This is a genomic window from Pseudomonas marginalis (genome assembly GCF_008692035.1).
Classification (GTDB): Bacteria; Pseudomonadota; Gammaproteobacteria; order Pseudomonadales; family Pseudomonadaceae; genus Aquipseudomonas; species Aquipseudomonas marginalis.
The window spans coordinates 1,742,074-1,768,483 of the sequence record NZ_VTFG01000001.1; the positions used below are offsets into that span (position 1 = coordinate 1,742,074).

The window sequence follows — 26,410 nt, forward strand, 5'->3', positions numbered from 1 at the left end:
AGGTTCCTTGGTAAAAAATGCCGCTATCACACGGCTGCCAGGGAACACTGATGAATGTTGCAAAATACCTCGCGTGCGGCTGTCTCTGGTTGATGGCAAACCTTGGCCAGGCAGAGCCACTGATCAAACCCACCGCCATTGATTGGCTGCTCGATTGCCCCCTCCCCACCACCGAACGGCTTGACCCCGAGGTGCTGTCGCGCACCCAGTGCGGCATCGTCACCGTCCCGCGCAACCATGCCGCCCCCTGGCAAGGCCACCAGCGCCTCTACCTGACCCGTGTCGGCGCCCGCGATCCCCTGAACCGCAAGGGCGTGGTCTTCACCCAGGCCGGCGACACCGCGCAAAAAAACTACGGAAGCACCTTCGCCATTCACCTCGCCAGCCGCTGGGACACGTATTCCACACAAGCCTATCGCACGCTGCTCAACCGCTACGACATGATCGAACTCAGCCCCCGCGACCTCACTCAGGAGCATGGCGTCGAACAGGCCGTACGGGATATGGAGTACGTCCGCGCCCAGTTGGGCGACGCCCAACTGCATTACCTGGGGGACACCCTCGCCACGCGCCTGGGCAGCCGCTATGCCGCAGTGTTTCCCGAGCGCGTCGCACGCATGGTGCTGGTCAACGCCGAACACACCATGGCGGGTAGGCTTGGGGTCGAACAACTGCGCCTCAAGGAGCCCGCCAAACCGGACGCCGGCGGCTGTATCAACCGATGGGTGGGTGACTTCCTCGCCTATGGCAAACAGCCGCCACCGTCGACTCGCTGCCTTGACGTGGCAGGCAGGCAGTAGCGCGTCGTTTACGACCTGTTGCCGCCGAAAACGACACCCTGCGTTGACGCTCCGTCGCAATCGTTATTAAGTACTATTTATCCGCATTAATACGATAAATCGAACCCATGCTGACTCGCCCGCTACGCCGCAAACGCCAGAAGCTGTCCGACGTGATTGTCGAGTCGGTCAAGCGCTCCATCGTCACCGACGCCTTGAAGCCCGGCGACCGCCTGCCCACCGAGCGTGAGCTGATGGAAAGCTTCCAGTGCTCCAAGGGCTCGGCCCGTGAAGCGCTCAAGGCCCTGGAGGTCGAGGGGCTGGTGAGTACGCGCACCGGCCCCAGCGGCGGTGCCTACCTGAACCAGGCCGGCACGGAGCCCGCCAGCCGCGCGCTGCGTAACTACCTGCACTTCCAGCACCTGGACGGCGAGCAGGTGTACCAGTTGCGCAAGGTCATCGAAGTGGAACTGGCGGTGTCGGTGCTCGGGCGCCTGAGTGAGGACGACTACCGGGCATTGCAGGACAACGTGGATTTCTGCAGCGCCCCCGAAGACAGCGAAGCCGGCCAGCGCGAGCAACGCCTGGCGGAACTGGAGTTCCACAACCTGCTGGCCAAGGCCTGCCCCAACCCGTTGCTGAGCTTTATGGCGCAATTTCTCAACGACCTGCTGCGCGACCTGGTGGTACTGAAAAAAGCCTACAAGCCCAAGCGCAAGCAGTTCGACGCGGCCAACCTCGACTATCACAAGCAACTGCTGAACGCCTTTCGCGCCGGGGATGAAGGCGCGGTACGCAGCCTGATGCATGAACATATGTGCGACGCCGAACACCATATGACCGCGCTGGAAGGCCAGGTCAGCCCGCACTTTCTACTGGAGTTCGACCACAACCACTGAAAACACCCCGCCCACAGTTGACTGCATTCACTGCGTTATCCCAATAACAGGCCTGCCCACAGGCCCTGCTCCACCGTATCGCCCTTGCTACTCCTGCCAATAACTAAACCAGGGAGTCACCCCATGCAGCGTCGTACGTTATTGAAAGCCAGTCTTACCGCGGCCGCCGCCCTCAGTCTTCCACTGAGTGTGCGTTCGGCATTCGCCGCCGAGCCCTTTACCTTTTACGGCCTCAAGTCCATGTCCGGCGCCTTTGCCAGCTATGGCAAGTTTGCCGACATGGGTTCGCGCCTGGCGGTGGCACAACACACCGAGCTGCTGGGCCGCCCCTTGAACTACAAGGTCATCGACACCGAGGGCAACGCCGGCAAGGCCGTGCGCAAGGTGCAGGAGGCGATCCAGCAGGACGGCGCGCGGTTCTTCCAGGGCTGTACGCTGTCGTCGTCGGCACTCGCGGTGGCCAAGGAAGTCGACAAGGTTGGCGGTGTATTCATGACCCCGGTGGGTGCCGATGAAGTCACCGGCAAAGACTGCAACCACGCCACGTTTCGCTGGTCGGTGCCCACCTACGGCGCGATCCGCGAAACCATGGTGCCGCTGATCAAGCTGCTGCCGGATGCCAAGCGCTGGTACACCATCACGCCGCAATATGTGTTCGGCGAAGCGCTGCTCGAAGGCGCCAGAAACGTGCTCAAGGAACATGGCCTGGAGCATGTCGGCAACAGCTACCACTCGCTGCAGGAGCAGGAATTCTCCGGCTACCTGACCAATGCCATTTCCACCAAGCCGGATGTGCTGGTGTTGCTCAACTTTGGCAGCCAGTCGTCCAACACCCTGCGCCAGGCGGTGAACTTCGGCATCAAGGAACGCATGAAAGTGCTGCTGGTGTGGTCCGCCGGCCTCGACCAGTTCCAGGAACTGGGCAGCGATATCCTCGACGGCGTGTACCTCGGCGCGCAGTACTGGCATCAGGTCGACACCCCGCTCAACCGCGAGCTGGTCAAGCTGACCCAGGCCAAGTACGGCATCAACCCCACCTACCCGCTGGCCGCCGACTACATCAGCACCAAAGTCATGCTCGACACCATCATCGCCACCGGCAGCTTCGACGGGCCGACCGTGGCCAAGGCCATGCAGGGCCTGAGTTTCGAAGGCCCCACCGGCAAGGAGTCGATCCGCGCCGGCGACCACCAGGTGATCAAGGACTACTACCTGCTGGTCGGCAAGGCCGCCAGCGAGATGGCCGACAAGGATGACCTGGCCAAGGTGCTCAGCGCCGGCCAGTCCTTCCCGCCGGTGGAAGCCACGGGCTGCACGCTCGCCTGATCCGCTAAAACACCACCGGTGTACACGGCAGGGCCGCCCGGGCGGCCACCTGTTCGAGGGTTTCTGCATGCTTAATCTTTACCTGTTCCAGATACTCAACGGCCTTGGGTTGGGAATGATCTACTTCCTGATCGCGGTCGGGCTGACGATCATTTTCGGCCTGCTCAACTTCGTCAACTTCGCCCACGGCGCGTTCTTCCTGCTGGGCGCCTACATCTGCTACACCGCCGTGAGCCTCACCGGCAACTTCTGGCTGGCGCTGCTGATTGCGCCGCTGGTGGTGGCCGCGTTGGCCTGGGTGATCGAGCGGCTGTTGATCCAGCGGATCTATCACTTGCCGCACATGTTCCAGATCCTGGTCACCCTGGGCATCGCACTGATCATCCAGGAAGCCAGCGTGATGATCTGGGGCCCGGTGGGCAAAAGCGTCGCCGTGCCGGAACTGCTGCGCGGCGTGCTGGTGGTGGGTGATTTCGTCTACCCCTACTACCGCCTGTTCCTCATCGTGTTTTCCGGGCTGGTGGGCCTGGGCCTGTGGCTGCTGCTGGAGCGCACGCGCTTCGGCGCCCTGGTGCGCGCCGGCAGTGAAAGCACCGAGACCGTGTCGCTGCTCGGCACGAATATCTTCCGCCTGTTCTCCATGACCTTCGCCCTCGGCGTGGGCCTGGCCGGCATGGCCGGCGTGCTGTTCGCGCCGTTGCGCGGTGCGCAGCCGTTCGTTGGCCCGGAGATTCTCGGCATCGCCTTCGTGGTGGTGGTGATCGGCGGCATGGGCTCGTTCAGCGGTGCGTTGGTCGGCGGTTTGCTGGTCGGCGTGGTGCAAAGCCTGATGACCACACTCTGGCCCCAAGGCGCGAGCCTGATGATCTACGGCGCCATGGCCGTGGTGATTCTGGTGCGGCCTTACGGCCTGTTTGGGAGAGCCTGACATGAGCGAGAAAAATCCCCTGCCGTTTGCCAAAACCCAATCGCGCGCCATGTTGCTGTGGGTCGTGGCGGTGCTGATCGGCCTGCCCTTGATAGTGCCCTCGGCGACCCTGGCCAGCGAGATCCTGATCTTTGCCATGGCCGCCCTGGCCTGCAACCTGTTGCTGGGCTACACCGGGCTGCTGTCATTCGGCCAAGGCATCTTCTTTGGTGCCGGTGCCTACTGTGCGGCACTGCTGATGATCCACCTGCAACTGGGGTTGTTCGCCGCGCTGCTGGGTGCCGCCATCGCCGGTGGCTTCCTGGCCTTGCTGGTGGGTGCCCTGGCAATCCGGCGCACCGGCATCTACTTCGTGATGCTTACGTTGGCCTTCAGCCAGATGGCGTACTTTGTCGCCTACACCCTCAGCGACTGGACCGGTGGCGACAACGGCCTGCTCAGCGTGCCACGCCCGGAAATCCGCATCGGCGATACCGTGCTGCTGTCCCTGGCCGACGCCCGTGCGTTCTATGGCTTTGTCGCGGTGCTGTTCCTGTTGATCTTTATCGGCGCACGCCGGGTGATCGCCTCGCCGTTCGGCAGCACGCTGATGGCGATCCGCGAAAACGAAACCCGCGCCTCGGCCATCGGCTACGACACGCGGCATTTCAAGATCCTGGTGTTCGTGCTGTCCGGCGCAGTCACCGGGATTGCCGGGGCGCTGTACGCCATGCTGCTGCACTTTGTGCCGCTGTCGAATATCGACCTGGCGATGTCCGAGAACATCCTGATCATGACCATTATCGGCGGCACCGGCTCGCTGTTCGGTTCGTTGCTGGGCGCCGGGTCCATCGTGCTGCTGGGGGATTTTCTCTCCGACCTGTGGCCCCGTTGGCTGATGCTGCTGGGGGTGATCCTGATCCTGGTGGTGATCTTCATGCGCGGCGGTTTGTGGGGCGGCCTGGCCGCGTTGTTCGAGCGCGTGCGCGGCCGTCGCAAGGCTGCCGTCGTCGCCAAGGAGGAAGGGCTATGAGCATCCTGTTGGAAACCCAGGACCTGGAACTGGCCTATGGCGCGTTCCGTGCGGTGAATGGCGTGAACCTCAAGGTCGAAGCCGGCACCATCCACACCATCATCGGCCCCAACGGCGCGGGCAAGACCAGCCTGTTCCACTGCCTGACCGGTGAACGCCAGGCCACGGCCGGAGCGATTCATTTCGACGGCAGGAACCTGATGCGCAAGCCGGCCCACGGCCGCGTCGGCCTGGGCATGGCGCGCTCGTTCCAGCTCACCAGCCTGTTCCAGAACCTCAGCGTGCGCGAAAACCTGCGCCTCGCCGCCCAGGGCCGCGACGGTGCACGTGCATTGAACTTCTGGCGCCGCGTGGACAGCAAGCGCGAACACCTGGAGATGGCCGACCAGGTGCTCGAACGCCTGCAACTCAGCGCCCGCGCCGAGACCCTGGCCGGCGAGTTGTCCCACGGCCAGCAACGGGTGCTGGAGGTGGGCATGTCGATCTGCTCCAAGCCCAAACTGTTGATGCTCGACGAGCCCACCTCGGGCATGGGCATCGATGACATCCCGATCATGACCCAGTTGATCAGCGACCTCGGCCGCGACCACACGGTGCTGTTGATCGAACACAACATGAGCATCGTCATGTCCATCAGCCAGCGCATCACGGTGATGAGCCACGGGCAGATCCTGGTGGAAGGCACGCCGGAGTTCGTGCGTGCCGATGAACGCGTGCGCAGTGCTTATCTTGGGGAGGCTGCCTGATGCTGATCGTCGAGAATATCCATTCCTACTATGACAAGAGCCACGTGCTCGAAGGCGTGTCGCTGAGGGTCAACCCCGGCGAACTGGTGACCCTGCTCGGGCGCAATGGCGCGGGCAAGACCACCACCCTGCGCAGCATCCTCGGCATCATCTGCCCGCGCCAGGGCCAGATCCACTTCAACGGCCAGGCGCTGGTGGGGCAGAAAATCTTTGAAATCGCGCGCCAGGGCCTGGCGCTGGTGCCGGAAAATCGCGGGATCTTCCGCCTGCTGACCGTCGAGGAAAACCTGCGCATCGCCGTGCGCAAGACCAGCCGCTGGCAGCTCGAAGACGTGTACGGCATGTTCCCGCGCCTCAAGGAGCGGCGCAGGAACGCCGGCCATGCACTCTCCGGCGGCGAGCAACAGATGCTCGCCATCGCCCGCGCCCTGCTCAACGACCCCAAGTTGCTGATCCTCGACGAACCCACCGAAGGCCTCGCCCCGGTGATCGTCGACGAACTGGTGAAGATCCTGCGCAAGGTCAAGGACGACGGCCTGCCGGTGCTGCTGGTGGAACAGAACCTGATGGTCTGCGACAAGCTCGCCGACCGCCATTACGTCCTCGAACAGGGCCGCGTGGTCTACGAAGGCAGTGCCGCCGCCTTCCGCGCCGACCCGACCATCAAGAACCGCTACCTGGCGCTGAGCGCCTGACGGGAGAATACAGATGAACAGTTTTGCGCAACCGCTCCAGGGCAACGCCCCGCTGATCAACCGCGACCGCCTGTGGCAATCGCTGATGGACCTGGCGCAACTGGGCGCCACGGTCAAGGGCGGCGTGTGCCGCCTGGCCCTCACCGACCTGGACCGCCAGGCCCGTGACCTGTTTGTGCAGTGGTGCGAAGCCGCCGGGTGCAGCGTCAGTGTCGACGCCATCGGTAATATCTTCGCCCGCCGCCCTGGACGTAATCCCGCCCTGCCCCCGGTGATGACCGGCAGCCATATCGACACCCAACCCACCGGCGGCAAGTTCGACGGCTGCTACGGGGTGATGGCCGGGCTGGAAGTGATCCGCACCCTCAACGATTTGAACATCGAGACCCAGGCGCCGATCGAAGTGGTGGTATGGACCAATGAAGAAGGCTCGCGCTTCCCGCCGTGCATGATGGGCTCCGGGGTATTTGCCGGTAAGTTCGACCTGCAGGACACCCTCGACAAGCAGGACGAACAGGGCCTGTCGGTGGGCACCGAGTTGCAGCGCATCGGCTATGCCGGTTCACGTGCGGTGTCGGGCCACCCGGTCGGCGCGTATTTCGAAGCGCATATCGAGCAAGGCCCGGTGCTGGAAGACCAGGCCACCACCATCGGCGTGGTCATGGGCTGCCTGGGCCAGAAGTGGTTCGACCTGACCCTCACCGGCGTCGAGGCCCACGCCGGCCCGACGCCGATGCACCTGCGCAAGGACGCCCTGGTGGGCGCCGCCGAGGTGGTCAGCGCGGTCAACCGTATCGCCCACCAGCAACAACCTCACGCCTGCGGCACGGTCGGCTGCCTGAGCCTGCACCCGGGGTCGCGCAATGTGATTCCCGGCCAGGTGCACATGACCCTCGACCTGCGCCACCTGCATGCCGACAAGCTGCAGGCCATGGTCGATGAAGTACGTGGCGTGATCGACGCCACAGCAGCCCGGCACGGGTTGACCTTCGAACTGACGCCCACCGCCGACTTCCCGCCCCTGGACTTCCACCCGGCCTGCGTCAACGCCGTGCGCGATGCGGCGGGTGCCTTGGGCCTGAGCCATATGGACATCGTCAGCGGCGCCGGGCATGACGCGATTTTCGTCGCCGAGCTGGGCCCGGCCGGGATGATCTTTGTGCCGTGCGAAGGCGGCATCAGCCATAACGAAATCGAAAACGCCGCGCCGGATGACCTGGCGGCCGGATGCGCCGTGTTGCTGCGCGCCATGGTCAACGCGGCACAGGGGGAGCAGCCATGAGTGACATAGGTGAACTGACGGCGGTACAACTGCTGGCGCATTTTCGCGACAAGACCCTGTCGCCGGTGGACGTCACCGAGGACGCATTGCTGCGCATCGAACGCCACAACCCGGTGGTCAACGCCTACTGCCATGTGGACCCCGAGGGCGCGCTGCGCGCCGCGCGGGCGTCGGAGCAACGCTGGTTGAAGGGTGAACCCTGCGGTGCCCTGGATGGCGTGCCCGCCTCGATCAAGGACCTCACGCTGACGCTCGGCATGCCCACCCGCAAGGGCTCGCGCACCTCGTCGGCCGAGGGTCCGTGGGACGTCGACGCGCCCTTCCCGGCCTTTATGCGCAAGGCCGGCGCGGTGCTGCTGGGCAAGACCACCACCCCGGAATTCGGCTGGAAAGGCGTCACCGATAACCCGCTGTACGGCATCACGCGCAACCCGTGGGACACCCGCACCACAGCGGGCGGTTCGTCCGGCGGTGCGGGGGCGGCAGCGGCGCTGAACCTGGGCGTGCTGCACCAAGGCAGCGATGCCGGCGGCTCGATTCGCATCCCCTGCGCGTTTACCGGCACCTTCGGGATCAAGCCGACGTTCGGCTATGTGCCGCAATGGCCGGCCAGTTCGATGACCATCCTCTCGCACCTGGGGCCGATGACCCGCACCGTGGAAGACAGCGTGCTGATGCTGCAGGCCGTGGCACAGCCGGATGCGCGGGATGGCCTGATCGGCGCGCCAAGGACCACGCCATGGCTCACGCCGCACACGGATTTGAACGGCCTGCGCGTGGCCTACAGCCCCACGTTTGGCTACGTGGATGTCGACCCGCAGGTGGCCAGGGTAGTCGCCCGGGCGGTCGAAGGCCTGGTGCAGCTGGGTGCCCATGTCGAGCAGATCGACCCCGGTTTCAGCGACCCGCTGGAAGTGTTCAGCACCTTGTGGGCAGCGGGCGCGGCACGCCTGACCGGGTCCATGAGCGACGCGCAGAAACAACTGCTGGACCCTGGGCTGCTGCGCATTGCCCAGCGTGGCGAGCAGTTGAGCCTGGATGACTTCACTGCGGCCCTGGAAGCGCGGGCGGCACTGGTGGCCCGGATGGCGGCGTTCCACGAGCATTACGACGTGCTGGTCTCGCCGATGATGCCGATCACCGCGTTCGAGGCCGGGCACAACGTACCGCCCGGTTCCGGCATGCAGGAATGGACCGAGTGGACACCGTTCACCTACCCATTCAACCTCACCCAGCAGCCGGCGGCGTCGGTGCCGTGCGGCTTGGCGGCGAATGGCTTGCCGGTGGGGTTGCATGTGGTGGGCGCGCGGTTTGCCGATGAGCAGGTGTTGCGAGTGTGCCGGGCGTATGCCAAGGCGTTTCCGACCCGGCACTTACAGACACCGATCACCCCAACACCGTAGATCCAAATGTGGGAGGGGCGGTGCGACGATTCGACTTGCCCCTCCCACATTTTCTGAGCGCACTCCAATCCCCTGCCTCTACAATGTCCCGCATTCATCCCCGGGGGCTTCATGGACATCGAACTGGCACGCACTTTCCTGGAAATCACCCGCTGCGGCAGCCTGGCCGCCGCCGCCGAGAAACTGCACGTCACCCAGACCGCCATCACCGCACGCGTTAAAAACCTGGAAAGCCAACTGGGCAGTACGCTGTTCGTGCGCAACCGCGCCGGTGCACGCCTGACCGCCGACGGCGAGGCGTTTGTGGTGTACGCCAACCAGTTGCTGCAAACCTGGGAAGCCGCGCGGCGCGACCTGCCGTTGCCCGATGGCTATCGCAATGTGCTGCATATCGGCGGTGAAGTCAGCCTGTGCAACCCGCTGATGCTCGGTTGGGCCCGGGCCCTGCGCGAACAGATCCCCGGGCATGCCCTGCGCACCGAAGTGCGTGAAGGTGAATACCTGCTGCGGCAGCTGGAGCTCGGCGTACTCGATGCGGCGCTGGTGTTCCAGCCGCAGTACTGGCCGGGGTTGCAGGTGGAGCAGGTGCTGGAAGAAAAACTGATCCTGGTGCAATTGACGAGCAAACCGGCCCCGTACGTCTACATCGATTGGGGCCCGGGTTTCCGCCAGCAGCACGACGCGGCCCTGCCCGACAGGGCTCGCGCGGCGGTGAGTTTCAACCTCGGGCCGCTGGCATTGCAGTACATCCTCGAGAACGGCGGCGCCGGCTATTTCCGCACGCGGGTGGTACAGAGCTACCTGGACAGCGGCGTGATGCAGCGCGTGCCCAAGGCCCCGGAGTTCAGCTTCCCGACGTTCCTGGTGTACTCGCGGGCACGGGATTCGGCGGTGTTGCAACAGGCCCTGGGGCTGCTGCGTGAAGTGGTCAAGGCCGAGAGTGACTGGTCGCAGCGCTGGGACCCGTTGATCTGAATCCCTTCACCGGCGCAGCGCGCAAAACTCGCAGATTCCCGTGTACCAACTAAGCTCAGTCTCCAACAAAAAAACCTGAGCAGCCCGCCATGGTCCACCCCACCGAGACGTTTCGCAGCCGCTACCGCGCCGAGGTCAGCCCCCATTACAACCCCTGGCTGCACGCCGGCTTTGTGCTCGGCTATGGCGTGTGCTGCATCGGCCTGGCCGGGGCCTCCACCCACCGAGTGACGCCGTTCGAGTGGCTGACCGTGCCGCTGACCCTGGTGTTCTTCAACCTCTGTATCTACCTGGTGCATCGCCACCTCGGCCATCACAAACACGCCTTGGCCCGCCTGTTCTATGCGCGCCACACCGGTGATCACCACAGCTTCTTTACCCCCGGCCACATGACCTACGACAGCCCGCGAGACTGGCGCGTCATTCTCTTTCCGGCGTGGCTGATCGTGCTGCACAGCCTGGTCATCACCCTCCCCGCCTGGTGGTTGCTCCAGCACCTGAACGCCAATGTCGCCGGGCTGTTCGCCGGGAGCATGATCCTCGGTTACCTGCTCTACGAAGTGTTCCACGCCTGCGAGCACTTGCCCGCCGACCACCCGCTGGCGCGCCTGCCGTGGATTCGCCAGATGCATCGACTGCACGCCCTGCATCACCGCCGCGAGCTGATGCAGGGGCGCAATTTCAATATCGTCCTCCCGCTGATGGATTACCTGTTCGGCACCCTGTACTGGGAACCGAACCCCAACGACAACCAGGAATCGTCATGAGTACCCGTCGAAAGAAAATGCGTCATCTGCTGTTTGTGCTGCTGCTGGCGGTGATCGCTTTCCTGCTGTTGATGCCGACCAAAGTGCAACCGGTGAACTGGGCTCCGCCCAAGGCGCCATCGATGAAGGAAGGTGCCTATGCCGACAACCAGCGCCTCAAGGCTGTGCAGAAAATCGGCGCCCAGGGCATCGCCGGCCCCGAGGCCTTGCTGCTCGATGCCCAGGGGCTTCTGATCAGCGGGCTGCGTGACGGCCGCATCATCCGCACGTCGCCCGACAACCCCACCCTGGAAGTACTGGCCAACACCGGTGGGCGGCCGCTGGGCATGGCACTGCACCCGGACGGGCGCTTGATCATTGCCGACGGGATCAAGGGCTTGCTCGCGCTGGATCCCCAGCGCCAACTGACCGTCCTGAGCGCCAGCGCCAATGGCGTCACCTTTGGCTTTACCAACGACGTGACCATCGATGCCGGCGGGCGCTATGCCTACTTCAGCGATGCTTCGAGCCGCTGGGGTTATGGCCAGGATGGCGAGGCGGTGATCGAGCATGGCGGCGATGGTCGCCTGCTGCGCTATGACTTTCGCAACGGCACCACCGAGGTGTTGCTGGACCAACTGCAATTCGCCAACGGCGTGGCCCTCGGCCCCGATGAAAATTACCTGCTGGTCAATGAAACCGGGGCGTATCGCATCAGCCGCTACTGGCTCAAGGGCGAACGTGCGGGCAACCACGACTTGTTTATCGACAACCTGCCCGGCCTGCCGGACAACCTCAGTTTCAACGGCCAGGACCGTTTCTGGGTGGCGCTGTACTCACCACGCAACCCGCTGCTGGACAGCTTTGCCGGCTACCCCTTGCTGCGCAAGATGATGGTGCGTGCGCTGATGGTGGTGCCCAAGCCCATTGAGCGCAAAGCCTTCGTGCTGGGGCTGGACACCGACGGCAAGGTCATCGCCAACTTGCAGGATGGCAGCGTCGGCAATTACTCGCCCATCACCACGGCCCGGGAATATGGCGACTGGCTGTACCTGGGCTCATTGAAGAATACGAGCATGGCGCGCTTGTCGTTGAAGCTGGCGTTGGCGCAATAACGCAAACAGGGCATACAGGCGCCTGGCCTGTATGCCCTGGGTACTACGGGTCACTCATGTTCAGCTCTTGGTGCTGCTCAGCAAGGTCTGTTTGCACAGGTGGCCGAAGCTGACGAACTCGGTGTTGTCACCACCGACGCCGATACCCGGGTATTCCAGTACTTCCATGCGCCACACGCCGTAGTTGAAGTCGGTACGCCAGGTGTTGTTGTAGCCCTGGGCGTAATCGACAAAGGTGGTCTGGAAATCACCGAAGCAGGTGCCCACGTTGATCGTGCCCGCCGCTTGGCCCGCACTGTCGGTCGCCGCCGAATACGCCTTGTAGACGATATCGCCGTTGGCCGGGTCGATCCGCTGGTCGAGATAGACGATCGGGTGCAGGCCCACCAGCGGTGCACCGGTGCTGTCCGACAGGCCCATGGTCCAGGTCAGGTCGCGATAGGCTTGGGTGGTCATGTAGCCGTAGCCCACGTCGGAAGCCGAATACGGAATGCGCAACACGTTCGCCTCGCCCTTCACATCCGGGCTGTTGACCCGCGGGTTGGAACCGAACGACAAGTTGTACTTGCCGGTCGCGCTCCACGGCTCGTTCGGGTGCTGGTTCGGCCGCACACGTACCTTGACCACGCCACCGACACCCGGGCTCGGGATCGAGGTCGACACGACATTGGCCCCCACGGTGACCCACTGGGCGCCATCGAAACGCTCGAGGATCCACTTGTTGCGCGTGCTGCCACTGGTCGCATCGGCCGTCAGCGCAATACCCACACTCTGGCCACGGACGGCGGTGAAATCGAAGTAATCGACATCATCCAGGCTGTCGGCGTTGCCGTTGATGTAGTTGAGGGTGTCCGGCAGTTGGAAGGCCGTGTCCGGGGTGTCATTGGGTTCGAACGCATCAAGGTTGGTATCGACCGCCACGCCGAACTGAAAGCTCGAGCCCTGGACCGCCGCGTTGGCCTCCATGAACCAGTAGTAATCGCCGGCCGGCACCACGCCGCCAAGGCTTTCATCGCCCGTGCCGGGGTTATTGGAGGTGCCCAGGGGCAGCGGATTGCCCTGGCCGTCGTCCTGGAACAGCGACAACGACATGTCGGTGCCTGCGGTCTGGTTGACCAGCAGAACATTGATCCGCGCCTTCTGCGGCAGGTTGAAGTGGTAGCACAGCAGGTCGCCGGTTTGCACGCCATCGATCGTATAGAGCGAGTTGATGTCCAGCGTCTGCTCACAGCCCTGGACCAGCGCAGCCTGTACGGCAGGCGCCGACTGGGCCGTGGTTTTCTGCAGCTTGGTCACCCTGGCCGGCGCAGTGTTGTCTTCCACCACCGAGTCAGCCTTCGCCTTGGGGGCAAACAGGGTTTTCTTCTGCTGGGCACCCGCCAGCAATTGCTGCTTGAGGGCAGCCGTCGCCTTGTTGGCCTTGACCTTCGCAGCGCTTTTCAAGCCTTGCTTGACCGCAGGAGGCGCCGCTTGCGCAGCCAGGTGAGGGTATTGTTCAGCGAGGGCAAAGGCCGAGACGAAGCAGGTGGCCGCCATGGCCGCACCGAGCATAAAGGCTTTTTTCGATTTCATTTTTTATCCATCCATAGTTAAAAACTGAAGGTCAGGTGACATCCGGTCACCTGGGATGAAATCTAGCCAACAACTGTATGAATGTCCAGTATTTTTGTAGGAAATTTCTTCATCTAATACCCGGTCATCTCCAGGTACCCCACCCCACCCTCAAACCGCACCGGCCCTTCCCAATACGGAATACTCAGGTTCATCCAGGCCTTGGGGTTGACGGCCTGGGTGGTGATATCCAGCTGCTTGCCGGGAATTTTCAGCGACCAGCGTGTGGGAATCTGGCGACCGTCGATCGCCGTGGTGTCCAGCGGTGCCAGTTGGATGTCGGCGTTGTGCAGGGTCTGGGTGTGGCCTTCGCGGTCGATCCAGGTGCCGGTCAGGTAGGACGCGCCGTCGGTTTGCCGCACCCGAAACAGCATCAACTGCTCGCCACGGTCCAGGTGCAGGGAGAACCAGTCCCAGCCGGTCTGGCTGGCGGTCAGCGGTTGGCTGCTCCATTCGCGGTCGAGCCACGCAGGGCCGCTGACCTGATACGTCTTGCCGTCGATGCTGACACTGCCCTCGGCGGTAAAAAAAGGTTGGCTGTAGTAGTACGACGCCTGGCCCTGATCGGATTTGCGGCTGTAGCCATGGTCGCCTTGCAACACCAATGGCCGGCTGGATGTCAGGCGCAGGTCGTAGGCAAATTGCGCCCCGCTGGCCTTGAGTTGCATGTCCGCCAAGGCGCTCGCGGCGCCGGGCTGGCTGGCGAAATTCCAGTCGTCGATCCAGGCGTTGAACGGCGCAGCCTGCGCCCCGGCCTGGCCGACGCCGCCGCGGGCGAAGCGTTCGGCGGCGTAGTGGCGGGTGGCGGAGGTGACGGCGGCGTGGCCGAGCCATACGGTCGAGTCGTGCCAGCCCGCCTGCGTCGGCCCGGCCTTGAGGGCGTTGCGAAACAACGTCCATTGCACGCCGAACACATTGCCTTGGGCGTCCTTGAGGTTGGCGGTGACGTACCACCACTCGATCCGAAAGCCATCGTGGGAGCCGTGGTCTTCGGGAAAGCTGAAGACCTTGCCGGGCAGCACCTGGGCAAAGTCGGCGGCGTCACTGCCCAGGCCGGCGAAGCTTTCCTGGGGCGCGGGGACTTTGTCGCAGGCCGCCAGCAGTAATAACGCACACATCAACGCCCTAATCTTCATGGGCAAACGTCCTCAACAAATCCGCCGGACGGCTGCGGTACAGCTGCCATAGGGGCCAAGCCGACGCCAACAACGTGGCAAACATCGCCAGCCCCAGCAATTGTGCGAGCTGCCACGGGAACACTTGCAACGGCAGCCGCCAGCCAAAGGCCTGCACGTTGATCACCGCATCCAGGCACCACGCCAGCAACAGCCCCAGGGGCAATGCCAGCAGCAGCGTGAGCACCGCCAGCAGCCAGGTTTGCCCCAGGTTCAGCAGCATCAATTGCCTGCGCGTCACCCCCAATGCCCACAGCGGGGCGAGTTGACCGAGGCGGCTCTGGCTCTGGGTCAGCAGGCTGATGAACAGCGCTACGCCGGCCACGCCCAAGGTCAGGCTGTTGAGCGCGGCGGTGGCGGCGAAGGTGCGCTCGAACACCTGGCTCGACCAGCCCTTGAGTTGCTGTTGATCGACGATACGGCTGTCTTCCAGGGCAAAGGCGCGCTGCACTTCAGCCACCAGCGGCGCCACGTCCTGCGGCAGCACCCGCAGGTTGAAACGCGCCGGTGCCAGTGTCGGCCAGTGGGCCAGCAGGTGCCGGGAATTGACCAGCATATGGCCCTTGGGGTTGCCGTAATCGGCATACACCCCCACTACGGTGGGCGACCACACCCCCTGGGGCGTGGGAATGCTCACCGTATCACCCAGCGTCACCCCGAGCCGCCGCGCCAGTTGCTCGCTGAGCATCAGGGTCTCGCCTTGCTGCAACTGGTCCCACGGCGCCCTCGCCGCTTCCAGCAACGGCCAGTGCTGGCGATAGGTCGGGTCGTCGACCACGCCAAACAGATCCGCTGGCCAACCCTGCAATTGCACCGCGACCTGCCAGGTGGGCAACACGGTTTGCACCAACGGTTGCTGCGCCAGCCAGGTGCTGAGTTGCTCTGCCTGGGCCGGGGTTTGCGGGTTGAGGTACAGCTCGGCGGTAAGGCGTTGCTCCAGCCAGTTATTGAACGTGTGACGAAAGCCCGAGGTCATGGAGCCCGCGCCGATATTCGCGGCCAGGGCCAACAGCAGCGCCATCAATGCCAGGCTCAGGGCCGGCAATTGTTGGCGGCAGTCAGCCAGGAACCACTGGCCGAGTACCGAACGGCTGCGCCCCAGCAGCGCCTCCAACAGGCCATTGAGCAGCACCGGCAGGCCCAGGGCGCCGCCGAGCAGCAAGGCCGCCATCAACACAAAACCGGCGGCCAGGCTGTCGCCCAGCCATAACGCCAACAACGCGATCAGCAAGGCCGTAGCCGCGACCCAGCCCTGGCGCCGCAACCAGCGCCCATGGGCCTCGTGCCAGGCCTGGGCGTTGGCCAGCGCCAGCAACGGCAGACGCGCCGCCCGCCACAGGCTGCTGGCGCCGGCAAGCAAGGCGCCGAGCAGACTCAAGCCCAACCCTGCCGCCCACCACCAGGGACTCAAGCTCAATTGGCCCGGCACCTCGGCGCCATACAAGCCACGCAGGCTGGCGGCCACATCCGGCAGCAACAGGCTGGCCAGCAGGTAACCACTGGCGACGCCGAGCACGCCCCCCAACAGCGACAACGCCCCCAGCTCCACCCCCAGGCCGAGGATCAACATCCGCGCACTCACCCCGCAGGCGCGCAAGGTGCGCAACAACCCGCGCCGTTGCTCCAGGGCCAGACCGATGGCCGCATGCACGATAAACAGCCCCACCACAAACGACAGGAAACCCAATGCATCAAGGTTCAGGTGAAAGCTCTCGGTCAGCCGCGCGAGGTTATTCTCCTCGCCCTGCTTGAGCTGCAGCCCGGCGGGCGGTGTGGGATGGCGAGCGGCGAAGGCCTTGTCCACCAGCAGGCGCGAGAGCTGGCCGGGCATCTCCAGCAGCACCTGGGCAAACCCGATATCGGTGAGCAACAGGCCGGGCGCCATATCCGCCTGGACTTGCAATGGCGGCAGGCGCTGCCCATTCAGCGTGAGCGGTTGCTGGCCCTCGCGCAGTCCCAGGGCCTGCAAGGTGTGCGGCGCAATCCAGGTACGCCCCGGCGGTTCAAAGAAAGCCAGCATCTGCGCCTGGCTCAGGCGCTGCCCCGCCACCGCGCCGCTGCCGGGCAACGACAGTGGTTCGATGCCCATCAACTGCAGGCGCACGTCCTCATGCCCCTTGAGTTGCAGCCGCCCCTGCACCACCGGCGACACCGGCCACCCGGCACGACGCAGTTGGGCAAACAGCGTTTGCGGGAAACTGGCGGCGTCCGGCGCACTGAGGCTGGCCTGGGGTTCGCCGCCGATCAATTGGCTGGCGCGCGCGTAACTGTCGCGGGCCTGGCTGTTGAGGGCCTGCACCCCGGTCAGCAGCGCGGTGGCCAGCCACAGGCCGGTGAGCACGCTGAAGAACTGCACCGGATGGCGTCGCCAATGGCTGAGCAAGGCACGCAAGGTCCAGTAAAACACCCTCACGTCGGCATGACCTGTCCATGATGCAGCACCACTTGCCGGTCCAGTCGGGCGGCGATGCGTGGGCTGTGGGTGACCATCAACAAGCTGGTGGGACTGTCGCGCAGCAGGTCCAGCAGCAGTTGCAGGACCTCGTCGCTGGTGGCTTCGTCCAGGTTGCCGGTGGGCTCGTCAGCCAACAGCAAACCCGGGCGCGAGGCCAACGCCCGCCCCACGGCCACCCGTTGCTGCTGGCCGCCCGAGAGTTGTTCCGGATAGCGCTTGAGCAAGTCCCCCAGGCCCAGGCGCTCGACCAATTGCGCCTGCCACTGCGGATCAAAACGCCCCGCCAGGCGGGCCTGGAACGCCAGGTTGTCGTCGACGCGCAAGCTGCCGATCAGGTTGAACTGCTGGAACACCAGGCCAATCTCGGTACGCCGCCAGAGGGCCAGTTGCGCCTCGCTCATCTGGTCAAGGCGCTGCTCACCCACCTGGATGCTGCCGCCGTCCACCCGATCAAGCCCGGCAACCAAGTGCAGCAGGGTGCTCTTGCCGCTGCCGGACTCACCCATCAACGCCAGGCTGCTGCGCCCCCCCAGGTGCAGGTCGACCCCCGCCAGTACCGCCAACGGGCCCTGGGGGGTGGCGTAGCTTTTGAAGACACCTTGCACCTGCAACATGGGAACACTCATCGGATGGCTGGCAATCGAGAATAACGGCTGAGGATCAAGGCCACGCAAATTTTTCACATGGTTTTCACCGGCCGCCCACCCACCGCACTTTAAATTGCCGGCCAAGCGTCACTCGTCGACAACTTATTAGTTGCCACGCCTGGCAACTTTTAACCGCAGCATGTTCAGCGAAAAGACAGCCACCCTGTGACAGCCTCGCGCTTCACTTCGGGCACTTGCCGACAAGTTGCGCCTAATTAATACAACACAGCCGATAGTGACCATGGTGAATGTAGTGGTTGACCTTACCCTGATTAAACCACGCTCGCGCCGAGCCTTTTTCAAGCGCCTCAAACCGCTTTGGCTCGGACTTGCCGTGCTCGCCGTGCTGCTCACTTGCGCGCTGTTCTGGCCGACTTCCCCGCGGGACCTTGGCGTCGGCAACCGCCTGTTGACCTCCCAGGTGCTGCCGCTGTGGCGAGACGGCGACCTGATCGTACTGGTGCGTCATGAAGAGCGCTGCGACCGTTCGAGCAACCCGTGCCTGGGCCCGGTGGAAGGCGTGACGATCAATGGCAGCCAACACGCCGAAAACCTGGGGAAAGCCTTTAAATCCCTGGGCATGGACGGCACCGACGTACTCTCAAGCCCCGCCATTCGCACGGCCCAGACCTCGCGTTTCATGTTCGGCAAAACCGACATGACCTCCAGCGAACAAGCCGTCTGCGGCAAGGCCATGGGTGAAGAACTGCTCGGCCACAAACAGGCTGGACGCAACCTCGTATTCGTCACCCACAGCGGTTGCATCGCCGACTTTGAAACCGCCCTGGGCTTCCCCCACGCCAAGTTTTCCGAGTACGGCAGCGCGCTGTTCGTGCAGGTGCTGGCCAACGGCAAGTTCAAGGCCCTGGGCATCATGAAAAACCAGGACTGGCCTGCCGCGCTTAAATAAATCCACGTCATTCCCTTCCCGCCACTACGGCTTATGTTCAGCAAAAAGACAGCCCTGTTCTGGCATGTTTAGTTGCGTCCTTAATTAAGGTCGTTATGACTATTTCCTGTTATTTAGTGAACGCCGTGACGACTTTCACCATTACTTCATTAATTGAAAAAAACACCATCAGACGTCAAGGAGCGACGTTTTCATGACTCGCCTGAACCCCCTGCCGGTACTCTTGCTGGCCTTCGTCGCGTTTTATCTGTTGCCACTGGGCCTGCACGGTTTGTGGATACCGGATGAAACCCGCTACGCCCAGATCAGCCAGGAAATGCTCCTGAGCGGCAACTGGGTGGCGCCGCACTTCATGGGCATCCGCTATTTCGAAAAACCGGCCGCCGGTTACTGGCTGATCGCCCTGGGCCAGGCCGTGTTTGGCCAGAACCTGTTCGGCGTGCGCATCGCCTCGGCCCTGACCACCGGCTTGAGCGTGCTGCTCGCTTACCTGATCGCCCGTCGCCTGTGGAACGACCCGCGCAAAAGCTTCGCCTGCGCCCTGCTCTACCTGAGCTTTGGCCTGGTGGCCGGGCAGGCGGGGTATTCCAACCTCGATCCGCAATTCACCCTGTGGGTCAACCTGAGCCTGGTGGCGCTGTGGTTTGCCCTCGACAGCAGCACCCTGCGCAGCCGCCTGGGCGCCTGGGCCGTGCTGGGATTTGCGTGTGCCATGGGGTTCATGACCAAGGGTTTCCTGGCGTGGGCGCTGCCGGTGCTGATCGCCGTGCCCTATATGCTCTGGCAACGGCGCCTGGGCGAGTTGCTGCGGTATGGCCCGCTGGCCATCGGCGTGGCCGTGCTGGTGTGCTTGCCCTGGGTGTTGGCGATCCACAACCAGGAACCGGATTTCTGGCGCTTCTTTTTCTGGAATGAACACATCCGCCGCTTCAGCGCCGACAACGCGCAGCACGTGCGACCCTGGTGGTTCTTCCTGCCGATCATGGCGGTGGCTTGCCTGCCGTGGGCCGGGCTGCTGCCCGACACCCTGTACCAGGCCTGGAAAGAAAAGCGCCAACCGGCGATCGCCTTCCTGGCCCTGTGGCTGCTGCTGCCCCTGGGCTTGTTCAGCCTGAGCAACGGCAAGCTGCCGACCTACATCATGCCGTGCCTGCTGCCCCTCGCATTGCTGATGGGGCATACCCTGAGCGAGCTGGTCAGCCAGGGCAAAACCCGCACCCTGCGCCTCAATGGCCTGCTCAACTTCGTGATCGGCATGGCCGCCATGGTCGGGCTGATCTACCTGCAAATCGCCCGGCCGCTGTACAGCAACAGCCATGCCGAGATGTTCAGCCTGTCCCTGGCGTTTATCGTGCTGCTGGGCTGGATCCTTGCCAACCTGCTGCAAAGCGTGCGGCCGCTGACGCTGTGGGCGATGCCGGCCTTGGGCATCGGCCTGCTGGTAGTGCTGCTGCCGTCAAGCATGCCGGCCTACATCGCCGATAACGAAATGCCCGACCAATTTGTGCTGGAGCATCTGGATGAGTTGCAGCACACCCACGCGCTGCTGAGCAATGAACTGGAAAGCGCCAGCGCCTTGGCCTGGCGCCTGCAACGACCCGACGTGGCGCTGTATGACACCGAAGGCGAGTTGCGCTACGGCTTGCAGTACGCCGGTGCGGTCACACGCAAAGTGGAGTTGGAACAGGTTCAGGGCTGGCTCAAGGACGCGCGCCAGCACGGCTCGGTCGGCGTGCTGCTGCGGGTCAACAGCACCAGTGAAATGCGCGAGGCCGGGCAATTGCCGCCCGGAGGCAAACGCTACTACAAGGGCTACCTGGAACTTATCCTCTACCCGCAGGCGCCATGATGCCGGGTTATTTCAAGACCGAACGCGGCGCCCTGCTGCTGTTGCTCGGCGTCTCGGCCCTGCTGCTGCTCACCGGCCTGGGCGCACGTGACCTGTGGGGCCCGGAAACCCGCTGGGCGAATATCGCCTTGCAGATGCTGCAGAGCGGTGACTATTTCGATCCCTATCTCAAGGGCGTGCCCTATTACGACAAACCCCTGCCCTCCTACTGGCTGATCACTGGCGCGGCCCACCTGGTGGGGGGCCTCGGGCCCTGGTCGTTGCGCCTGCCATCGGTGATCGGCGCGTGGTTGAGTGTGTGGCTGGTGTACTTGATCGGCGAACGTTTGTTCCGCAAGGGCACGGGGCTGATCGCCGGCTGGATGCTCGCCACCACGTTCTACTTCCTGTTCTGGGCCCGCGTGGCCACGGCGGATGTGCTCACCGTGTGCGGCGTGCTGGCGGCCGTCGCCTGGTATTGGCGCGGCCCCGACGACACGCGGCTGTGGCGCTACACGGTGTTTTTCCTGTTGCTGGCCCTGACGTCGCTCTTGAAAGGCCTGATCGGCTTTGTGCTGCCCGGCCTGGTGCTGCTGCCGCACCTGCTCGGCGAACAGCGCTACAAGCGCCACCTCAACCTGCGCCTGGTGCTGGCCGTGCTGATCGCCGCAGCGGTGTATGCCGTGCCGTTCGTGCTGTCGCACGTCTACGGCGCACCGACCTATGGCGCGAGCGGCCTGGCCTTGGTATTCCGGGAAAACGTGGTGCGTTTCTTCGACCCGTTCGACCATAGGGGGCCGATCTACACCTACCTGATCTACCTGCCCGCCTACACCCTGCCCTGGACGCCGTGCTGGCTGCTGGGCCTGTGGCTGGCCGTGCGGCACTGGCGTCACACCCCGCCGAACGTGCGCTGGCTGGTGTGGGGCCTGGGCCTGCTGTTTGTGTTCTTTACCGCCAGCGGCAGCCGACGCAGCTACTACGTACTGCCGCTGGTGCCGTTTGCCCAGTTGCTGGCGGCGTGGTGGCTGAGTGAACGCGTGTTGAAAAAGCCCGCCAGCTGGCCGCGCTGGCAGAAGGGTCTGGGGATCGCTGCCGCACTCATGCTGTTGGTCCTCGGCGTGGCCTATCCCTGGTCCAACAGCAATGGCGGCGTGACCCGCTTCGCCGAGGATGTGCAAGCCGAGGCCGTGAAAAGCGCGCCCTGGAACCAATGGCAGATGGTGCTGGTGGAAGTCGACAACAAGGTCCCGATGTACCTGCAAAATGGCGGCAAGCCGTTCTACTACATCGCCGAGACCCAGGACTTTCCCCGCCAGGGTGACACCGCCGCCTTCATGGCCTGGCTGGAAAAAACCAGCGGCCAGACCTTCGACCCGCACCGTACGATCATCGTCGCGCAGTTTTCCAAGGATGATCCGACGCCGCTGGCGTATCTGGGTGCGGATCATCAGGTGATCACGACCCAGCCGGACAATGGCGAGCGGTTGTTTCAGAAGCGTGACGAGGGCAGTGTGGCGTTTATCCCTGCGTCACGCTGATAGCTGTGTATCGAGTGTGCTTGTACCGCGCTGGGCGTGGCGTGGGGACAGTGAGCCGCTGGATCATGGCAAACAGGTTTTCGCGTGAACATGCTTGTCGTGGCCTTATTTCGGTGAAATCACCGCCTCCGCCTCGATTTCGATCAACCACTCCGGCAACGAAAGCCCACTGACAATAATCCAGGACGACGGCGGCGGGTTATGGGGGAAGCGCTCACGCAGCGCCTGGGCGATAAGCTCCTGCCGATCACGTGCGGACTCGACGATATACAGCCGCAGCATTACCACATGGGACAAGTCACCCTCGACCTCCGCCAGGATTTTTTCGATATTGTCCAACGCCGTATCGGTTTGCTCGGCAATGCCTGGACCGACCGTACGCTCCTGGGCATCCACACCTACCTGGCCGGAAAGCAGAATACGCCGGCCATCAGGCACTTCGATGGCTTGGCTGAAGCCGTATTGCAGGGAGTTGAATACGCTCTTGGGATTGATGACCTTGGGTTGCATGACGAGTCCTTGTTGTCGGTAGAAGTGCAAGGCTAACGTTAAAAGTCTTACGTCTCCAGGAGAGGACTTTGGGTGATGAAGATGAGCAGGTCCATCGGACCGCTCTTACGCAGCTTTCGGGTTGCGTCTGATCAACCTCGCCGCCGCCCTTCGCGGGTCGCTGCACATTCAGAGAAGGGGTGTGGAAGCCCGAACTCCCATCATGTGGAAGTGATTAGGGCCGCTGCGCAGCCCAACGCGGGACAAGCCCGCTCACCACAGAGGGAGTTCCCCTGCTTGCTCTTCAACAGGCCGTGATAAATACGCTGACGCTACCAACCGCCCATCGCCAGGCTGAACGGCGAAAACTCCGCGAACTGCCAGCGCAACGCCAACGCCGCCGGGCGGCGGACCACGTGGTCCACGGTCACCGTCCAGAGCCGCTGCGCGCCCTCGAAGCGGGCGACTTCAGGGCCGTCGAGGATCAGCGAGGTATGCCCGGCGATCTGCAGCACATCCCCCGTTTCAAAGTCGATAAACAGCAGCCCCGCCACCGGGTTGGCCGCCAGGTTGCCCAGGGTGTTGAAGAACAGGTTGCCGGCAAAGTCCGGGATGGTCAGCACGTCGCCCTCCACGCGCACGAAGCCGGTATTACCGCCGCGATGGGAGACGTCCACCGAGCGTTCGCCGTCGACCTCCACGTAGCTGGCGACGAAGAAGGTATCGGCGTTGCGGATCATCGCTTGGGCGGCGTCGTCGAGGCCGTCAAGACGCTCGACCCGGGTGCCGGGTTTACGCGCAATCCCATCGACCGGCCGCAGCTGGATGTATTTGGGGCAATTGCCGTAGGTCTGCACCACGTCGACCGACAGGCCCTCGTGATCGAGCGCGCCGATACGCCCATTCATGCGGTTGCGCCGCCGGGTGTTGAGGTCGATACCCAGCAGACCCACGGCAGCGCCCTTGTGCAAGGCGGCGCGGGCCGGGTCGCTGGCAGAGGGCAGGCTGTCAATCTGCAACGTATAAGGGTCGGGAGAGTGGACGAACCCCGGCGCGCCTTCAATCAGGGTCGCCCAGGGAATCCCCTGTTCATCCACCACGCCAAGCACCAGGTAGGGCAACAGCGGATAAAAATCCCGATGCTGCTCCGGCAGGTGATCGCGTATCACCTTGGGCCCGACCACCGCCATGCGCTCGGCCACGCCGACCGCTGCTTGTAACTGCCGTTCGCCGGCATGCCAGGGGGATTGTTCAATAGGGTTCATGGTGATCACCTCCAGTGGGTTGCCCCCATGCTGCGCCTCGCCAGCCAAACGCAGAATACCCAGCCCAGGCAATCCACTGTTACGCCAACTGAAATGCCGGATGCTCACGCAGCGCCGCCACGCAATGATCGACAAAACTGCGCACACGCATCGGCCCATGGCGCCCTTCGCCGTACACCACATGCACCGGCAGGGGCGCTGGCTCATAGCCCTGCAGGACGCGGCGTAACTGGCCGCTGAGCAGATGCTCATGCAGCGGATAGCTCAAGCAACGCACCAGCCCCGCGCCCTGCACCGCCGCATTGATCGTGCCTTGCACCGTGGCGCAACTCAGCCGCGCGCGGGCCTTGAGCTGGCCCCCCTGGAACGCCCAATGCACCGGGTCGGCAGTGGCGATCAGGCGATGCCGCTTGAGGTCGTCCGGGTGTCGGGGTTCGCCGTGCGCCGCGAGGTAAGCGGGACTGGCGCAGAGGATCTGCCGCACGTGCCCGACCGGCCGCGCGATCAGTGAGGAACTGGGCAACTCGCCGACCAGGATCGCCACGTCCAGCCCCTCTTCGTGCAGGTTGGGGTAATAGTCGTGGTAGTGGGCGGTGAGCTGCACCGCCGGATAACGATCCATGTAGCTGGCCAACAGCGGCGCCATCACATAGCGGCTGAACAGCAACGGCATGAACACCCGCAGATTGCCCTGGACCTGTACATGCAAGCCGTTGGCCGAGGCTTCGGCGGCGTCCACGGCGGCCAGCAGCCGCACGCAGTCGGCCATGTAGACAGTGCCCGTGTCGGTAAGGCTGACACCCCGCGTGCTGCGTTGCAGCAACGGTACGCGCAGGCGTGCTTCCAAGCGGGCGATCGCACGCATCAATGTCGGCGCCGAGACCTGGGCTGCACGTGCGGCCGAGGCCAGGCTCGGTTGCTCGGCGAGCGCGGCAAACAGCTGCATATCGCGATAACGCTCCATCAACCGCGCCGCTTCATCGCCGGATTCAAGGCCGTGTCCTGGCCCAGGCGATGGCTGAGGAAATCCACAAAGGTGTGGATCTTGGCCGGCACGCGCGCGCTTTTCTGGAACACCACCTGGATCGGCAACGGGGCCGGCTCGAAGTCCTCGAGGACAATTTCCAGCTCGCCGGCCGCCACCGCCGCCGCGACCTGATAGGACAGCACCCGCGTCACCCCCCAGCCCAGGCGCGCCAGGTTGATCGCTGCGTTGTTCGCCGAGACCACCAGGCGCGGTTCGATGGGCACCGTCAGCGGCTGGCCGGCGTCGACAAACGCCCACTCACTCACCAATCGGCTGGAGGACAGGCCGACGATCTGCGCCGCAGGCAATTGCCCGGGGTGCCGGGGGCGGCCGTGCTGGTCGAGATAGCCGGGCGAGGCGCAGACCACCCGGCGTACCTCGCCCACTTTGATCGCCTGTTGCCCCGGCTCATGCAGATGGCCGATGCGCACAGCCACATCGATACCCTCGTCGGTCAGGTTGACCACCCGATCCACCAGCAAGGCATTGATATTCACCAGCGGAAAACGGTCGAGGTACTCGCCCAGCACCGGCGCCACATACAACTCGCCAAACAGTACCGGTGCGGTCACCGTGAGGTGGCCGCAGGGGATCGAATAACTGCCCGCCGCCGCTTCTTCGGCTTCGTCCAGCTCGGCGAGGATGCGCCGGCAATCTTCGAGGTAACGCTGGCCGGCCTCGGTCAGGTGCAGGCTGCGGGTGGTGCGCGCCAGCAGCTGGGTGCCGATGCGCGCTTCCATGGCGGCGATGGCCCGGGTCACGCTGGGTGGCGAGGTGTTCAGGCGGCGCGCCGCGGCGGCAAAGCCCTCCTCCTCGGCCACCGCCAGGAACACCTGCATTTCGTGAAATCGGTCCATCGATGCGCCTCAGCAACGTTAATGTGATTGCAACCCTACCGCCGTACGCGGCATGCCCACAAATCCTGGCAAGGCCTCGATGCTGGCAAGCCAGGCGCGCACCTTAGGGTAGTCGGCCAGCGACACATTGCCTTCCGGCGCATGGGCCACATAGGTGTAGAACGCAATATCGGCGATGCTCGCCTGCTCCCCCGCCAGGAAGCGGGTTTCGCTCAGTTGCTGCTCCACCAGTGCCAACAAGCCATGGGCACGGCTGATCGCCGCCGCCGCATCCACATCGGCACCGAACACCACGGCCAGCCGTGCGGTGGCGGGCCCGGCGTGCAGCTCGCCGGCGGCCGCCGACAGCCAGCGCTGTACGCGCGCCTGCCCCACCGGGTCGCTTGGCAACCATTGGCCCTTGCCGTATTTCGTGGCGAGGTAGACCAGGATCGCGTTGGAGTCCGCCAGTACGGTGCCGTTGTCGTCAATCGCCGGGACCTGGCCGAAACGGTTGATGGTCGCAGTGAAGTCAGCGCTTTTATGCGCGCCTTGCTTGAGGTCCACCAGGATGAACTCGCTGGGCAACCCCAGCAGGGACAGCATCAGCTCGGCCCGATGGGAATGGCCGGACAAGGGGAAACCATAGAGTTTGATCGCAGGCTGGGACATGTAAGGCTCCAAAGGGTGGGGGTTTGACACCGGCATGTTCCACCGCTG

At 64.0% G+C, this 26,410-nt stretch carries 24 protein-coding genes; 15 read left to right on the forward strand and 9 right to left on the reverse strand.

Going from position 1 to position 26,410, the window contains the following annotated elements; translation table 11 throughout:
• The first annotated feature begins 50 nt into the window (after positions 1-50).
• From FX984_RS07780 to FX984_RS07835, 12 genes are all read left to right on the forward strand, one after another.
• The gene (locus tag FX984_RS07780; RefSeq protein ID WP_027606169.1) at positions 51-800 is read left to right on the forward strand and encodes an alpha/beta fold hydrolase; all 750 of its coding nucleotides are present in this window, start codon (positions 51-53) and stop codon (positions 798-800) included.
• A 107-nt stretch (positions 801-907) separates the two neighbouring features.
• Positions 908-1,678 (forward strand): FadR/GntR family transcriptional regulator, encoded by a 771-nt coding sequence (locus FX984_RS07785; RefSeq protein WP_027606168.1) that lies wholly within the window; start codon positions 908-910, stop codon positions 1,676-1,678.
• Positions 1,679-1,801: 123 nt separating this feature from the next.
• Entirely contained in the window at positions 1,802-3,004 is a 1,203-nt protein-coding gene (locus FX984_RS07790) for an ABC transporter substrate-binding protein (protein WP_141155479.1), read from the forward strand.
• A 67-nt stretch (positions 3,005-3,071) separates the two neighbouring features.
• The gene (locus tag FX984_RS07795; protein WP_065923782.1) at positions 3,072-3,932 is read left to right on the forward strand and encodes a branched-chain amino acid ABC transporter permease; all 861 of its coding nucleotides are present in this window, start codon (positions 3,072-3,074) and stop codon (positions 3,930-3,932) included.
• Position 3,933: 1 nt separating this feature from the next.
• Positions 3,934-4,944, forward strand: coding sequence for a branched-chain amino acid ABC transporter permease (locus tag FX984_RS07800; protein WP_146477036.1), 1,011 nt, complete (start codon positions 3,934-3,936; stop codon positions 4,942-4,944).
• A complete protein-coding gene (locus tag FX984_RS07805) occupies positions 4,941-5,690 on the forward strand; it encodes an ABC transporter ATP-binding protein (protein WP_027606164.1) in 750 nt (249 codons plus the stop codon). Before FX984_RS07800 ends, FX984_RS07805 begins: the two co-directional genes overlap by 4 nt.
• On the forward strand, positions 5,690-6,385 hold the full coding sequence (locus FX984_RS07810; protein ID WP_027606163.1) for an ABC transporter ATP-binding protein: 696 nt from the start codon (positions 5,690-5,692) through the stop codon (positions 6,383-6,385). The genes FX984_RS07805 and FX984_RS07810 overlap by 1 nt, the downstream gene beginning before the upstream one ends.
• Before the next feature lie 13 nt (positions 6,386-6,398).
• Positions 6,399-7,667: a Zn-dependent hydrolase gene (locus tag FX984_RS07815; protein ID WP_098479096.1), complete on the forward strand. Its 1,269-nt coding sequence runs from the start codon at positions 6,399-6,401 to the stop codon at positions 7,665-7,667.
• Positions 7,664-9,070: an amidase gene (locus tag FX984_RS07820; protein WP_146477034.1), complete on the forward strand. Its 1,407-nt coding sequence runs from the start codon at positions 7,664-7,666 to the stop codon at positions 9,068-9,070. The genes FX984_RS07815 and FX984_RS07820 overlap by 4 nt, the downstream gene beginning before the upstream one ends.
• 111 nt (positions 9,071-9,181) lie before the next feature.
• Positions 9,182-10,045: a LysR family transcriptional regulator gene (locus FX984_RS07825; protein ID WP_027606159.1), complete on the forward strand. Its 864-nt coding sequence runs from the start codon at positions 9,182-9,184 to the stop codon at positions 10,043-10,045.
• Between the two features lie 89 nt (positions 10,046-10,134).
• Positions 10,135-10,812 (forward strand): sterol desaturase family protein, encoded by a 678-nt coding sequence (locus FX984_RS07830; protein WP_027606158.1) that lies wholly within the window; start codon positions 10,135-10,137, stop codon positions 10,810-10,812.
• Positions 10,809-11,906, forward strand: a complete 1,098-nt coding sequence (locus FX984_RS07835) for an SMP-30/gluconolactonase/LRE family protein (protein ID WP_146477032.1) — start codon at positions 10,809-10,811, stop codon at positions 11,904-11,906. The genes FX984_RS07830 and FX984_RS07835 overlap by 4 nt, the downstream gene beginning before the upstream one ends.
• A 60-nt stretch (positions 11,907-11,966) precedes the next feature.
• On the opposite strand, the gene FX984_RS07840 is transcribed toward FX984_RS07835, so the two are convergent.
• The 4 genes from FX984_RS07840 to FX984_RS07855 form a co-directional block, all read right to left on the reverse strand.
• A complete protein-coding gene (locus FX984_RS07840) occupies positions 11,967-13,478 on the reverse strand; it encodes a hypothetical protein (protein WP_027606156.1) in 1,512 nt (503 codons plus the stop codon).
• Between the two features lie 113 nt (positions 13,479-13,591).
• The gene (locus FX984_RS07845) at positions 13,592-14,653 is read right to left on the reverse strand and encodes a lipocalin-like domain-containing protein (protein ID WP_146477030.1); all 1,062 of its coding nucleotides are present in this window, start codon (positions 14,651-14,653) and stop codon (positions 13,592-13,594) included.
• Entirely contained in the window at positions 14,643-17,105 is a 2,463-nt protein-coding gene (locus FX984_RS07850) for an ABC transporter permease (protein WP_146477028.1), read from the reverse strand. The genes FX984_RS07845 and FX984_RS07850 overlap by 11 nt, the downstream gene beginning before the upstream one ends.
• Positions 17,102-17,761, reverse strand: a complete 660-nt coding sequence (locus tag FX984_RS07855) for an ABC transporter ATP-binding protein (protein ID WP_146477026.1) — start codon at positions 17,759-17,761, stop codon at positions 17,102-17,104. Before FX984_RS07855 ends, FX984_RS07850 begins: the two co-directional genes overlap by 4 nt.
• A 274-nt stretch (positions 17,762-18,035) precedes the next feature.
• On the opposite strand from FX984_RS07855, the gene pmrG reads away from it, so the two are divergent.
• The 3 genes from pmrG to FX984_RS07870 all read left to right on the forward strand — a co-directional run bounded on the left by pmrG (position 18,036) and on the right by FX984_RS07870 (position 22,073).
• A complete protein-coding gene (pmrG, locus tag FX984_RS07860; protein WP_146477023.1) occupies positions 18,036-18,704 on the forward strand; it encodes a lipopolysaccharide core heptose(II)-phosphate phosphatase PmrG in 669 nt (222 codons plus the stop codon).
• 193 nt (positions 18,705-18,897) lie between these two features.
• Positions 18,898-20,553 (forward strand): lipid IV(A) 4-amino-4-deoxy-L-arabinosyltransferase, encoded by a 1,656-nt coding sequence (arnT, locus tag FX984_RS07865; RefSeq protein ID WP_098479091.1) that lies wholly within the window; start codon positions 18,898-18,900, stop codon positions 20,551-20,553.
• The gene (locus FX984_RS07870) at positions 20,553-22,073 is read left to right on the forward strand and encodes an ArnT family glycosyltransferase (RefSeq protein WP_146477021.1); all 1,521 of its coding nucleotides are present in this window, start codon (positions 20,553-20,555) and stop codon (positions 22,071-22,073) included. The genes arnT and FX984_RS07870 overlap by 1 nt, the downstream gene beginning before the upstream one ends.
• A 105-nt stretch (positions 22,074-22,178) precedes the next feature.
• On the opposite strand, the gene FX984_RS07875 is transcribed toward FX984_RS07870, so the two are convergent.
• The 5 genes from FX984_RS07875 to FX984_RS07895 all read right to left on the reverse strand — a co-directional run bounded on the left by FX984_RS07875 (position 22,179) and on the right by FX984_RS07895 (position 26,362).
• Entirely contained in the window at positions 22,179-22,583 is a 405-nt protein-coding gene (locus FX984_RS07875; protein WP_027606149.1) for a RidA family protein, read from the reverse strand.
• 311 nt (positions 22,584-22,894) lie between these two features.
• On the reverse strand, positions 22,895-23,827 hold the full coding sequence (locus tag FX984_RS07880; RefSeq protein WP_146477019.1) for a pyridoxamine 5'-phosphate oxidase family protein: 933 nt from the start codon (positions 23,825-23,827) through the stop codon (positions 22,895-22,897).
• Between the two features lie 79 nt (positions 23,828-23,906).
• Positions 23,907-24,791, reverse strand: coding sequence for a LysR family transcriptional regulator (locus FX984_RS07885; protein ID WP_146477017.1), 885 nt, complete (start codon positions 24,789-24,791; stop codon positions 23,907-23,909).
• Positions 24,791-25,711, reverse strand: coding sequence for a LysR family transcriptional regulator (locus FX984_RS07890; RefSeq protein ID WP_098479089.1), 921 nt, complete (start codon positions 25,709-25,711; stop codon positions 24,791-24,793). Before FX984_RS07890 ends, FX984_RS07885 begins: the two co-directional genes overlap by 1 nt.
• An 18-nt stretch (positions 25,712-25,729) precedes the next feature.
• Positions 25,730-26,362: a glutathione S-transferase family protein gene (locus FX984_RS07895; RefSeq protein ID WP_027606144.1), complete on the reverse strand. Its 633-nt coding sequence runs from the start codon at positions 26,360-26,362 to the stop codon at positions 25,730-25,732.
• Positions 26,363-26,410 lie beyond the last annotated feature (48 nt).